This window comes from Serratia sp. TMDUHS_CL, assembly GCF_037137105.1.
Classification (GTDB): domain Bacteria; phylum Pseudomonadota; class Gammaproteobacteria; order Enterobacterales; family Enterobacteriaceae; genus Serratia; species Serratia nevei.
Genome location: NZ_JBBBDV010000002.1, coordinates 31,021 through 43,657 on the forward strand (window position 1 = coordinate 31,021; position 12,637 = coordinate 43,657).

Genomic DNA, 12,637 nt, shown 5'->3' on the forward strand with positions numbered 1-12,637 from the left:
GTAATTATTTTCCTTCGCCGGCGTGAGTCACCAGCCAGCAGTTGTGGATCTGACGGTTACGGGCAAAGTCCTGCGACAGCGTCTTGGCGGTGATCTCTTTCGCCTGCAGGCCCAGCGCGCTCAGCCCTGCCATATCCATTTGGAAACCGCGCTTGTTGTTCGAGAACATGATGGTTCCGTTACGGCGCAGCAACCGTTTCAAATCTTTCATCAGCGCCAGATGATCGCGCTGCACGTCAAAAGTGTTCTCCATCCGCTTGGAGTTGGAGAACGTCGGCGGATCGATGAAGATCACGTCGAACTGTTCGTTGGCGTTGCTCAGCCACGACAGGCAGTCGGCCTGGATCAACCGATGCTGACGGCCGGTCAGGCCGTTGGCGCGCAGGTTCTTCTCCGCCCATTCCAGATAGGTACGCGACATGTCCACCGTGGTGGTGCTGCGCGCGCCGCCCAGCCCGGCGTGCACGCTGGCGGTGCCGGTATAGGCGAACAGGTTGAGGAAGTCCTTGCCGTTGCTCATCTCGCCCAGCATGCGGCGCGCGATGCGGTGATCGAGGAACAGGCCGGTATCGAGATAGTCGGTTAGGTTGACCCACAGCTTGGCGTTATACTCTTCCACCAGCAGGAATTCGCCTTTCTGCGCCAGTTTCTCGTACTGGTTCTTACCCTTCTGCCGCTCGCGGGTTTTCAGGATCAGCTGATTCGACGGCAATTCCAGCACCGCCAGCGTCGCGTTGATCACATCGAACAGGCGCTGACGCGCTTTTTGCGCATCGACGGTTTTCGGCGGCGCATACTCCTGCACCACCACCTTGCTGCCGTAGCGGTCCACCGCGACGTTGTATTCTGGCAGATCGGCATCGTACAGGCGGTAGCATTCAATGCCCTGCTGTTTCGCCCACTTGTCGAGCTTCTTCAAGTTCTTGCGCAGACGGTTGGCGAAATCTTCCGCCACCTGCACGCCGCCGGTAGTGGCGCCGGCCGGGTTCGCCGCCAGCTGATAGTTTTTCTGCACGCACTCCAGCGGGCCGTTTTTCGCCTTGAACTGGCGCTCGGCGCGCAGCTGCAGGCAGCTCAACAGCTCCGGCGAGGCGCTGAACAGCGAAAGCTGCCAGCCGCCGAAGGCGCTTTTCATCACGCGGCCCAGCATGTTGTGCAGCGCGATCAGCGCCGGTTCGCTTTCCAGACGCTCACCGTACGGCGGGTTGCTGATCACGGTGCCGTGCGGGCCTTCCGGCAGCGGATTGGTCAAGCGCGCCACGTCGCCGACGTTGAAGGTGATCAGCTCGGCGACGCCGGCGCGGCGGGCGTTGCCGCGCGCCATTTCAATCACCCGACGATCGATATCGGAGCCGAAGAAGCGAGAGGCGGTTTCCTGCAGGCCGCGGCGTGTGCGCACCTGCGCTTCGGTGGTGACTTCACGCCACAGTTCGGCGTTGTGGCCGTTCCAGGCGCTGAAGCCCCAGTGTTGGCGGTGCAGGCCCGGCGCGCGATCGGCAGCGATCATTGCCGCTTCGATCAAGAGCGTGCCGGAGCCGCACATCGGATCGAGCATCGGCGTGCCCGGCTGCCAGCCGGAACGCAGCACGATGGCGGCCGCCAGGTTTTCCTTCAGCGGCGCCTGGCCGGTGAGATCGCGGTAACCGCGCTGATGCAGGCCTTCACCGCTCAGATCGAGCGCCACGCTGGCCATATCGCGCTGCAGGAAGACGTTAACGCGAATATCCGGCTGCTGCTTGGCGACCGTCGGGCGTTGGTCAAGTTTGCGGGTAAAGCTGTCGACGATGGCGTCTTTCACCTTCAGCGCGCCGTACTGGCTATTGCGGATCTCTTCGTTCACGCCGCTGAAATGCACGGCAAAGGTTTTATCCACGCCAAAAATGCTCGGCCAGTCGATCGCCTGCACCCCGAGGTACAGATCCAGATCGCTGTGCACGCGGAATTCGTTCAGCGGCAACAGAATGCGCGAAGCCAGGCGGCTCCACAGCAGGCTTTGGTACAGAAGACGATCGTCACCCTGAAAATGTACCCCACCCTGCACCACTTTGCAGTCGTGAGCGCCAAGCGCTTCCAGCTCGCTTTTTAACAGTTCTTCCAATCCACGCGCCGTGCTGGCAAACAGAGAGTTCATATCGTGCTTATCACCAAAAAGAAAATTGTTGCGCATTATAGCTAATCCGCACCGCTTGTCATAAAGTTGCTCCCTTCTATTTAATAATCGCACGGAGATAAGGGTGATCACGCTTTCCAGACTCTACGTCCATCCGGTTAAATCACTGCGCGGTCTGCAGCTTTCTTACGCCCAGGTCGGCAGCAGCGGTCTGGCCTTCGACCGCAACTTTATGATCACCGAGCCGGATGGCACCTTTATTACCGCGCGCCAATACCCGCAGATGGTGCTGTTCACGCCGGCGCTGCTGCCGGACGGGCTATTCCTGACCGCGCCGGACGGCGAAAACGCCGCCATTCGCTTCAGCGACTTCGCCGCCGCGCCGCAGCCGACCGAGGTATGGGGCAACCATTTCACCGCGCTGATCGCGCCGGATGAGATCAACCGCTGGCTGAGCGGCTATTTCCAGCGTGACGTGCAGCTGCGCTGGCTGGGGCCGGAGTTGACCCGCCGAGTGAAAAAGCACCCCGAAATCCCGCTGACGTTTGCCGACGGCTATCCTTATCTGCTGATTAACCAGGCTTCGTTCAACGATCTGCAGCAGCGTTGCCCCGGCAGCATCAAGCTGGAGCAGTTCCGCCCCAATCTGGTGGTGAGCGGCGCAACCGCCTGGGCCGAGGACGGCTGGCAGGTGATCCGCGTCGGCGACGTCATGTTCGATCTGGTGAAACCCTGCAGCCGCTGCGTGCTCACCACCGTCAGCACCGAGCGCGGCCGCAAGCACCCGAGCGGCGAACCGCTGAGCACGCTGCAAAAATTCCGTTCCGCCGACAACGGCGACATCGATTTTGGCCAGAATATGATCGCGCGTAACAGCGGCATCATTCGCGTGGGCGATACGGTGGAAGTTCTGTCGACCAAGCCGCCGCGCCCTTATGGCGCCGGGAAAGTGGTGGAGAGCGTGCAAGCGCCGCAAGACAGCGAGCACAGCGTCACTATCGAATACGAAGGAAAGGTGTTTACCGGCAATAACCAGCAGATCTTGCTCGAGCAGCTGGAACAGCAAGGCATCCGCGTACCTTACTCCTGCCGTGCCGGGATTTGCGGCAGTTGCCGCATTACGTTGCTGAGCGGTGAAGTCGCGCCCCTGAAGAAAAGCGCGCTGGGCGACAACGGCACCATCCTGTGCTGCAGCTGCATCCCGAAAAGTGATTTGACCCTGGCGTAATCCGCCTTATACCGCCCTGTCGTAAGCCGGGGCGGCGCTTTCATCCTGCGCACAGGGTTTCAACCGATCGTGCATCACCTTGATGGCATCGCCCAATACCATGGTGCGGCCGGCGACCGTCAGCTGATTTTGCGCCAGCAGGCACAGGCTGGCGTTATCCCCGGCCTCTACCACCAGCAGGCGCGCTTCCGCGCCGCTTTCCATCACTTTCACCGCCGCCAGCTCGCCGTTTTTCGGCTGCAACGGGTAATGCTGCTGCGAGAAATGCCAGCTCTTCGGCATCAGCGGTTTCAGGAAACGGTAGGCGACCAGCGCATTCAACACCAGCTCGGCGCGCTGCTCATGGCTGAGTTTGACCTGTTTGCACTGTTCTTCATAGGTGAAATAAAGGGCAGCGTCGTCCACGCAAAAAGCGCATTCATCGAAGGCGTCCGGCGTTAACATTTTGGCCGGGAAACGTGAACGAAAGATCATACCATTAGCTAAATCCAGCATTAGCCGATCGTGTTCGGCATCAAAATACCAACGCCAATTATCGTCAGGTTTTATCTTCATTTCGTATCCTTCTCGCTGCCTATGCCAACGCTGCACTCACCCTAAAAGGCGATTTTATCACCGATAAAATAGCTTAAACATCGGATAATTCCGCGAACGATATTTATGCTAACGAACAAAATATAGACGAGCCGGGGGCAGAAATAAACCCCCGGAATAAAATGAGAGGAAAAATATTAGATATGGGTAACGATATCTTTAATCAAACGTGGGCCATGATAGATAAATCCGGAATAAATTTGCAGCAGGCTCGCGCCGGCCTCCATTTTTTCGCGCGCCGCCGTCAGCGAATCGATGCCGCCCACGCCGATAATCGGCAGGCGCCCTTGCAGTTCGGTGGAGAGACGACGGATCACTTCGGTGCTGCGTGATTGCAACGGACGCCCACTTAACCCGCCCGCTTGTTCGCAGTAATTCAGCCCCTGGATCAATTTTCGATCCAACGTGGTATTGGTGGCGATCACGCCATCGATATTATGCCGCACCAGGCTATCGGCAATTTGGATCAATTCTTCTTCTGAAAGATCCGGCGCGATCTTTACCGCCACCGGCACATATTTGTGATGGCGCGCATGTAATTCCTGCTGCTTATTTTTAATCGCCGCCAAAAGATCGTCCAGCGCTTCGCCATACTGTAAGGATCGTAACCCCGGCGTATTCGGTGAAGAGATGTTAATCGCGATATAACCGGCATACGGATAAACTTTATCCATGCAGATCAAATAATCGTCTTTGCCCTGTTCGACCGGGGTGTCTTTATTCTTGCCGATATTGATCCCAAGAATGCCGCCGAAATGGGATTTCTTAACGTTTTCAACCAGATTGTCCACGCCATGGTTATTGAACCCCATGCGGTTGATCAGGCCTTCCGCCTCGACCACGCGGAACAAGCGCGGCTTGTCGTTGCCCGGTTGCGGGCGCGGCGTCACGGTGCCGACTTCCACATGGCCGAAGCCCATCGCGCCGAACGCATCGATGCACTCGCCATTTTTATCCAGACCGGCGGCCAATCCCAGCGGGTTTTTAAACGACAGCCCCATGCAGCTGACCGGTTTGGTCGGCACGGACTGACGGACAAGAAACGCTAATGGGGTGCCAGTAATACGGCTGAGCTGACGAAAGGTCACTTCGTGCGCACGTTCCGGATCGAGCTGGAACAACGCTTTCCTGATGAGGGGGTAGTACATGGACTCTCCTGATTTCCCGGTTGCAAACCGGGGGCGTATTATCCGGTATCCCCCGCCCAATTGGAATTGATTAAAGGCAAAAAAAGCGGTTTTTACGCAACCGTTTTCCCGCTTCGCCGCCAAATCGGCGCCAATCCGCTTTTGCGCATATCGAAATCAAAAAATGAGATTTAAAAAACGCGCCCGATTGCTGGTAGGTTTAAAACACTTCCTGTTGATTTTCTAATTAAACCTAACTTTTAGTTATAAGGAGTGGCAATGCGCGTTATATCACTGGCCGGCAGCCCACGCATCCCATCACGTTCCGCCGCACTGCTCGCGCTGAGCCAGAACTGGCTGCGGCAGCAAGGGGTGGAAGTGACGGCTTATACCCTGCACGACTTCGATGCCGAAGACCTGCTGTATGCCAACTTCAACAGCCCGGCGATCAAGGCGTTTGCCGACCAGCTGGCGCAGGCCGACGGCCTGCTGATTTCCACGCCGGTTTATAAAGCGTCGTTTTCCGGCGCGCTGAAGACCTTGCTGGATCTGCTGCCGGAACGCGCTCTGGATCATAAGGTAGTGCTGCCGCTGGCAACCGGCGGTTCGATCGGCCACATGCTGGCGGTGGACTATGCGCTCAAACCGGTGCTGGCAGCGCTGAAAGCGCAGGAAGTGCTGCACGGCGTATTCGCCGACGACAGCCAGGTCCAACTGACCGGTGAAGGCGCCACGCTCACCGACGCCGTCGCTACCCGGCTGGAAGAGGCGTTGGCCAGTTTTTATCTGGCGCTTGGCCGCCGCAAACCGCCCGCGCTGCGCGTCGCCTCGCCGCTGGCGGCGCGTCAGACCGCCTGAAAGGCCTGGAAAAGGAGAGCCTGAATGAAAAAACGCATCGCTTTACGGCGCTGGCTGAGCGCCGCTACCCTCACTGGCCTGCTGTCGCTGGTCTGGGCCAATGCCGCCGCTGCGCAGGATCCGGCGCAGTTCCGCATCGGCTACCAAAAAGGATCGGTCAGCCTGGTGCTGGCGAAGAGCCACCGGCTGCTGGAGGAACGTTTCCCCGCCACCCGCATCAGCTGGATCGAGTTTCCCGCCGGCCCGCAGATGCTGGAGGCCTTGAACGTCGGCAGCATAGATCTGGGCAGCACCGGAGATATTCCGCCGATCTTCGCGCAGGCGGCCGGCGCTGACCTGCTGTATGTCGGCGTTGAGCCGCCCAAACCCAAGGCGGAAGTGATCCTGGTGCCGGAAAACAGCCCGATCAAAACCGTCGCCGATCTGAAAGGCCATAAGGTCGCCTTCCAGAAAGGCTCCAGCTCGCACAACCTGCTGCTGCGATCGCTGCAAAAGGCCGGCCTGCAGTTCACCGATATCCAGCCCGCCTATCTGACGCCCGCCGATGCGCGCGCCGCCTTCCAGCAGGGTAACGTCGACGCCTGGGCCATCTGGGATCCTTACTATTCCGCCGCGCTGCTGCAGGGCGGCGTGCGAGTGCTCGGCGACGGCACCGATCTGAACCAGACCGGTTCCTTCTATCTGGCGGCGCGCCCCTATGTCGAAGCCAACGGCGCCTTTATCAGCCAGGTCTTGACGGTGCTGACCCAGGCCGATGCGCTCACCCGCAGCGACCGGGCGCAAAGCGTGACCCTGCTGGCTAACGCCATGGGGCTGCCGGAACCGGTGATCGCCAGCTATCTGGATCACCGCCCGCCGACCGCCATCACACCGCTCGATGCGCGGACGATCGCCGCGCAGCAGCAAACCGCCGACCTGTTTTACGCCAACCGGCTGGTGCCGGTGAAGGTTGACATCTCGCAACGCATCTGGCGCCCAAGCGCACAATAACTCATGGGAGAAGATTAACGATGAGCCTGAACGTTTTCTGGTTTTTACCCACCCACGGCGACGGCCACTATCTTGGCAGCGCACAGGGCGCGCGCAGCGTCGATCACGGTTATTTGCAGCAGATCGCCCAGGCGGCGGATCGGCTGGGATTCGGTGGGGTACTGATCCCCACCGGCCGCTCGTGCGAAGACTCCTGGCTGGTGGCCGCCTCGCTGATCCCGGTCACCCAGCGGCTGAAGTTTTTGGTCGCGCTGCGGCCGGGCATCATCTCCCCTACGCTGGCGGCGCGCCAGGCGGCGACGCTGGATCGCCTGTCCAATGGGCGTGCGCTGTTCAATCTGGTCACCGGCGGCGATCCGGAAGAGCTGGCGGCCGAGGGGCTGCACCTGAGCCATGAAGAGCGCTACGAAGCCTCAACCGAGTTCACCCATATCTGGCGCCGGGTGCTGGAAGGCGAAACCGTCGATTTCGACGGCAAGCATATTCAGGTGAAAGGCGCCAAACTGCTCTTCCCGCCGGTGCAGCAGCCGCGCCCGCCGCTCTATTTCGGCGGATCCTCCGCCGCCGCGCAGGATCTGGCCGCCGAACAGGTAGAACTGTATCTCACCTGGGGAGAGCCGCCGGCGCAGGTTAAAGAGAAGATCGAAGAGGTGCGCGCCAAAGCAGCGGCGAAAGGCCGCCAGGTACGCTTCGGTATCCGCCTGCATGTCATCGTGCGTGAAACCACCGAAGAGGCCTGGCGCGCCGCCGACCGGCTGATCGCGCACCTCGATGAGGAAACCATCGCTAACGCGCAGCAGGCCTTTGCGCGTTTCGACTCCGTCGGCCAACGGCGCATGGCGGCGCTGCACGGCGGCAAAAAGGATAACCTGGAGATCAGCCCGAACCTGTGGGCCGGCATCGGCCTGGTGCGCGGCGGCGCCGGCACCGCGCTGGTGGGCGACGGCCCGACGGTCGCGGCGCGCATGCAGGAATATGCCGATCTGGGCATCGACACCTTTATTCTCTCCGGCTATCCGCATCTGGAAGAGGCCTACCGCGTCGGCGAACTGCTGTTCCCGCACCTCGATCTGGCGCAGGAGGAAACGCCCGCGCGCCTTCAGCCGGTGCGCCCGCAGGGCGAAGTGGTGGCCAACATCTATGTTCCGCAAAAAGTGTCGCAGAGCTGAGGAGTGCCCCGATGGCAAAGAACGCGCAACGCATCCTATATCGGCTGGCCCCCTGGGCGCTGCCGCTGGCGCTGGTGATCCTCTGGCAGATCGCTGTCGAAACCGGCTGGCTGTCCAACCGCATTTTACCGGCGCCGAGCGCAGTGCTGGCCGCCTTCTGGAGCCTGAGCCAAAGCGGCGAACTGTGGCAGCATCTGAGCATCAGCAGCCAGCGCGCGTTGATCGGCTTTGCCATCGGCGGCAGCATCGGGCTTACCCTCGGCTTTATTACCGGGCTGTCGCGCTGGGGCGAACGCCTGCTGGACAGCTCGGTGCAAATGATCCGCAACGTGCCGCACCTGGCGCTGATCCCGTTGGTGATCCTGTGGTTCGGCATCGATGAATCCGCCAAGATCTTTCTGGTGGCGCTCGGTACGCTGTTCCCGATTTATCTCAATACCTATCACGGCATCAAAAACATCGATCGCGGCCTGTTGGAGATGGCCCGCAGCTACGGCCTGAGCGGTTTCCGCCTGTTTACACAGGTGGTGCTGCCGGGCGCGCTGCCGTCGATTATGGTCGGCGTGCGTTTCGCTCTCGGCTTCATGTGGCTGACGCTGATCGTCGCCGAAACCATCTCGGCCAATTCGGGCATCGGCTATCTGGCGATGAACGCGCGTGAATTTCTGCAAACCGATGTGGTAGTGGTGGCCATCGTGCTGTACGCCCTGCTCGGCAAGCTGGCGGACGTGGGCGCGCAGCTGCTGGAGCGCGTCTGGTTGCGCTGGCATCCGGCCTATCAACTGAAACAGGGAGAAGCACTATGACCCTTCCCGCTCGCCTTGCGCAAGGCACGCCGGTGACGCTGGAGTCCATCGGCAAAGGTTACGGCAACCGCACGGTGCTGGACAATATTCAGCTGCACATCTCCGCCGGGCAGTTCGTGGCGGTGGTCGGCCGCAGCGGCTGCGGCAAAAGCACCCTGCTGCGCCTGCTGGCCGGCCTGGAACAGGCCAGCAGCGGCGTGCTGCTCAGCGGCAACGCGCCGCTTGCCGCCGTTAAAGAGGATACCCGGCTGATGTTTCAGGATGCGCGCCTGCTGCCGTGGAAAACGGTGATCGACAACGTGGGGCTGGGGCTGCGCGGCCAGTGGCGCGATGCGGCGCTGCAGGCGCTGGACGCGGTCGGCTTGGCGGATCGCGCCCGCGACTGGCCGGCGGCGCTGTCCGGCGGGCAAAAGCAACGGGTCGCCCTGGCGCGCGCGCTGATCCACCGCCCTCGCCTGCTGCTGTTGGACGAACCGCTCGGGGCGCTGGATGCCCTGACGCGCATCGAGATGCAGGGGCTGATAGAAACGCTGTGGCAACAGCACGGTTTTACCGTGCTGTTGGTCACGCACGACGTCAGCGAAGCCATCGCGCTGGCGGATCGGGTGATCCTGATCGAAGAGGGGCGTATCGGGCTGGATCTCTCCCTCGATCTGCCGCGGCCGCGCCGCAAAGGCTCGGCCCGGCTGGCGGAACTGGAAGCCGAAGTGCTGGAACGGGTATTATCGCCGCCGGCTACCGGGGCCAGCCCGCGCCAGGCGGCGAATTGAACGGATAAAAAAAGGGACGGCAAAAGCCGTCCCTTGATCTATTCAGCGTGAAAAAATCAGGCGTCGAGCGCCTTGCTGATCTTCTCGTACAGATCGCCGGACAGGTTTTCCAACCCTTTCAACTGTTCCAGCGCCTTGCGCATCAGCGCCTGGCGGCCCGCGTCGTAACGCTTCAGGCGAATCAGCGGTTCAATCAGGCGCGCGGCGATCTGCGGGTTACGCTGGTTGAGATCGCTGAGGATCTCCGCCAGGAACTGATAGCCGCTGCCGTCCGCCGCATGGAACGCCGCCGGGTTACCGGAAGCGAAGCCGCCGATCAACGAGCGGGTGCGATTCGGGTTGCTCAGGCTGAACGAGCGGTGTTGCAACAGCGCACGCACCTTGCTCAGCACGTCTGCCGCCGGGCTGCTGCCCTGCAGCACGAACCATTTATCCATCACCAGGCCATCCTGATGCCAGCGCTCGTCGAACGCCGCCAGCAGCGCATCGCGGCACGGCAGCTGGGCCGCGACCGCGGCGGACAGCGCCGCCAACGAATCGGTCATGTTATCCGCCTGGCGATACTGTTCGCTCACCAGCTGATCCGCCAGCGCCACATCTTCGCCGAACGCCAGGTAGCCCAGGCACACATTGCGCAAGGCGCGCTTGGCGATCTCGGCGTGCTCCACGCGGTAGCCGTCGGTCTTGTTGGCGTGATACACCGCCAGCCACTCATCGGCCAACTCACGCGCCAGGCAGCGTACTATCGCTTCGTGTACCGCAGCGATCGCTTCCGGATCGATGGTGGCGAACAGCTCGGCGATTTCGTTCTCCGACGGCAGCGTCAGGATCTGCGCCGCCAGCGCCGGATCCAGTTTTTCGTCCAGCAGCACCGCGCGGAACGCATCGGCCACGTGCAGCGGCAGCGACAACGGCTGCTTCTGCTGGTGCCGCGCCACGTTCAGCTTGATATAGGTCGCCAGCAGGCTCTGCGCCGCATCCCAGCGCGCAAATTCATTGCGCGCGTGCTGCATCAGGAAGGTCAGCTGCTGGTCGCTGTACGGATAGTCCAGCTTCACCGGCGCGGAGAATTCGCGCAGCAGCGACGGCACCGGCTTGTGCGCCACGCCGTCGAACACGAAGGTCTGCTCCGCTTCGGTGACGTTCAGCACGTTGTTGACCGGCAGGCCGCCCTTTTGCAGTGGAATGACGTTGCCTTCGCTGTCGTACAGTTCGATATCCAGCGGGATATGCAGCGGCAACTTCTCCGGCTGATCGGCGGTTGGCGCGGTTTTCTGGCTGACATGCAGGCGATACTGCTGAGTTTGTGCGTCGTATTCGTCGCGCACCGTCAACAGCGGCGTGCCGGACTGGCTGTACCAACGGCGGAAGCGCGACAGATCGACGTTGGACGCATCCTCCATCGCCTGCACGAAATCGTCGCAGGTGGCGGCGCTGCCGTCGTGGCGTTCGAAATAGAGCTGCATCCCTTTCTGGAAATTCGCTTCCCCCAGCAAGGTGTGCATCATGCGGATCACTTCGGAACCCTTTTCATACACCGTCAGGGTGTAGAAGTTGTTCATCTCGATCACTTTGTCCGGGCGGATGGCGTGCGCCATCGGGCTGGCGTCTTCGGCGAACTGCGCGCCGCGCATCACGCGCACATTATCGATGCGGTTGACCGAGCGCGATCCCAGATCGGAACTGAACTCCTGATCGCGGAATACCGTCAGCCCCTCTTTCAGGCTGAGCTGGAACCAGTCGCGGCAGGTCACGCGGTTACCCGTCCAGTTGTGGAAGTATTCGTGGCCGATCACCGCTTCGATGTTCAGGTAGTCCTTGTCGGTGGCGGTTTCCGCCTTCGCCAGCACATATTTGGAGTTAAAGATATTTAACCCTTTGTTCTCCATCGCGCCCATATTGAAGAAATCGACCGCCACAATCATATAAATGTCGAGATCGTATTCCAGGCCGAAGCGGGTCTCGTCCCACTTCATCGAGTTCTTCAGCGACGTCATCGCCCAGTCGGCGCGATCCAGGTTGCCGCGATCGACGAACAGCTCCAGCGCGACCTTACGGCCGGAGCGGGTGGTGAAGCTGTCGCGCAGCACGTCGAAGTCCCCCGCTACCAGCGCGAACAGGTAGCAAGGTTTCGGGAACGGATCCTGCCATTGCACCCAGTGGCGGCCATCGGCCAATTCGCCCTGGCCGATGCGGTTGCCGTTCGACAGCAGGAACGGATAGCGCGCCTTGTCGGCCACGATGCGGGTAGTAAAGCGTGCCAGCACATCCGGGCGGTCCTGATAATAGGTAATGTGGTGGAAGCCTTCGGCTTCGCATTGCGTGCACAGCGCATCGCCGGACAGGTACAGCCCTTCCAGGGCGGTGTTTTTCGCCGGGTGAATGTCGTTGACGATGGTAAGAGTGAATTGTGCCGGCAACTCTTCGATGATCAGCTGGTTATCCTGCTGACGATAGGCGCTCCACGGTTGACCGTCGACCTGAATGCTCACCAGCGTCAGATCTTCGCCATCCAGCACGAGCGGGGCGCCGGCCGTGCCCTGACGTTTGATTTTACTGACGGCGGTCACGCGCGTGGTTTCCGCGTCCAGACTGAAGTCCAAATCGATATCGGTCGTGGTGTAATCAGGCGCGCGATAATCGTGGCGATATTTTGCCTGTGGCTGTTGTGTCATAAAAACCCTTAAACGTCTCAGTGAGTTATAGGTGCAGGCCGCTCTTCTCCTCCGCGCCGCAGCCGGTGTGTTCCCCTGCGGCGCACGGCGGACCTGATTGTGAATAAACTGTATCACAGCTGGCCGAAAAGCCCAGAGCCGCCGGGCGACCACGAGAGAGAAATCAGAGGCAAATCATAAATCGCCCGCCAGACGACAGCGCGGGTGACCAATGGCTAAATAGAAATCAGCATTTCATGCTAAAAAACCGCCGTCCGGGCGCGCCGGCATAGTTGAGGCGGCACAGGCGGCATAGTGGTATAATTGCCGA

General features: G+C 60.8%; 10 protein-coding genes. 6 read left to right on the forward strand and 4 right to left on the reverse strand.

What is annotated here, in order from left to right; all coding sequences use genetic code 11:
• Positions 1-4: 4 nt before the first annotated feature.
• Positions 5-2,131, reverse strand: coding sequence for a bifunctional 23S rRNA (guanine(2069)-N(7))-methyltransferase RlmK/23S rRNA (guanine(2445)-N(2))-methyltransferase RlmL (gene rlmKL / locus WCL58_RS03945; protein WP_336850573.1), 2,127 nt, complete (start codon positions 2,129-2,131; stop codon positions 5-7).
• A 103-nt stretch (positions 2,132-2,234) separates the two neighbouring features.
• On the opposite strand from rlmKL, the gene WCL58_RS03950 reads away from it, so the two are divergent.
• On the forward strand, positions 2,235-3,338 hold the full coding sequence (locus WCL58_RS03950) for a YcbX family protein (protein ID WP_197780194.1): 1,104 nt from the start codon (positions 2,235-2,237) through the stop codon (positions 3,336-3,338).
• A 6-nt stretch (positions 3,339-3,344) separates the two neighbouring features.
• On the opposite strand, the gene WCL58_RS03955 is transcribed toward WCL58_RS03950, so the two are convergent.
• Positions 3,345-3,893 carry a cell division protein ZapC gene (locus WCL58_RS03955; RefSeq protein ID WP_004928171.1) on the reverse strand — a complete coding sequence of 183 codons (549 nt, stop codon included), beginning with the start codon at positions 3,891-3,893 and terminating at the stop codon, positions 3,345-3,347.
• Positions 3,894-4,069: 176 nt separating this feature from the next.
• A complete protein-coding gene (gene pyrD, locus WCL58_RS03960; protein ID WP_019454516.1) occupies positions 4,070-5,080 on the reverse strand; it encodes a quinone-dependent dihydroorotate dehydrogenase in 1,011 nt (336 codons plus the stop codon).
• Positions 5,081-5,338: 258 nt separating this feature from the next.
• Here pyrD and ssuE point away from each other — a divergent pair, with 258 nt between their 5' ends.
• From ssuE to ssuB, 5 genes are read left to right on the forward strand one after another with little or no spacing between them, the layout of a single operon-like run.
• A complete protein-coding gene (ssuE, locus tag WCL58_RS03965; protein WP_060440267.1) occupies positions 5,339-5,917 on the forward strand; it encodes an NADPH-dependent FMN reductase in 579 nt (192 codons plus the stop codon).
• Between the two features lie 24 nt (positions 5,918-5,941).
• Complete coding sequence (locus WCL58_RS03970; protein WP_197768604.1) at positions 5,942-6,907, forward strand: sulfonate ABC transporter substrate-binding protein; 966 nt, start codon at positions 5,942-5,944, stop codon at positions 6,905-6,907.
• A 20-nt stretch (positions 6,908-6,927) separates the two neighbouring features.
• Positions 6,928-8,076, forward strand: a complete 1,149-nt coding sequence (gene ssuD, locus WCL58_RS03975) for an FMNH2-dependent alkanesulfonate monooxygenase (protein WP_060440269.1) — start codon at positions 6,928-6,930, stop codon at positions 8,074-8,076.
• An 11-nt stretch (positions 8,077-8,087) separates the two neighbouring features.
• Positions 8,088-8,882, forward strand: a complete 795-nt coding sequence (gene ssuC, locus WCL58_RS03980; RefSeq protein WP_060440270.1) for an aliphatic sulfonate ABC transporter permease SsuC — start codon at positions 8,088-8,090, stop codon at positions 8,880-8,882.
• Positions 8,879-9,652: an aliphatic sulfonates ABC transporter ATP-binding protein gene (ssuB, locus tag WCL58_RS03985; protein ID WP_038874242.1), complete on the forward strand. Its 774-nt coding sequence runs from the start codon at positions 8,879-8,881 to the stop codon at positions 9,650-9,652. Before ssuC ends, ssuB begins: the two co-directional genes overlap by 4 nt.
• Positions 9,653-9,708: 56 nt before the next feature.
• Here the strand turns inward: ssuB and pepN are convergent, their stop codons facing one another.
• Positions 9,709-12,327: an aminopeptidase N gene (gene pepN / locus WCL58_RS03990; protein WP_060440272.1), complete on the reverse strand. Its 2,619-nt coding sequence runs from the start codon at positions 12,325-12,327 to the stop codon at positions 9,709-9,711.
• Between the last annotated feature and the right edge of the window lie 310 nt (positions 12,328-12,637).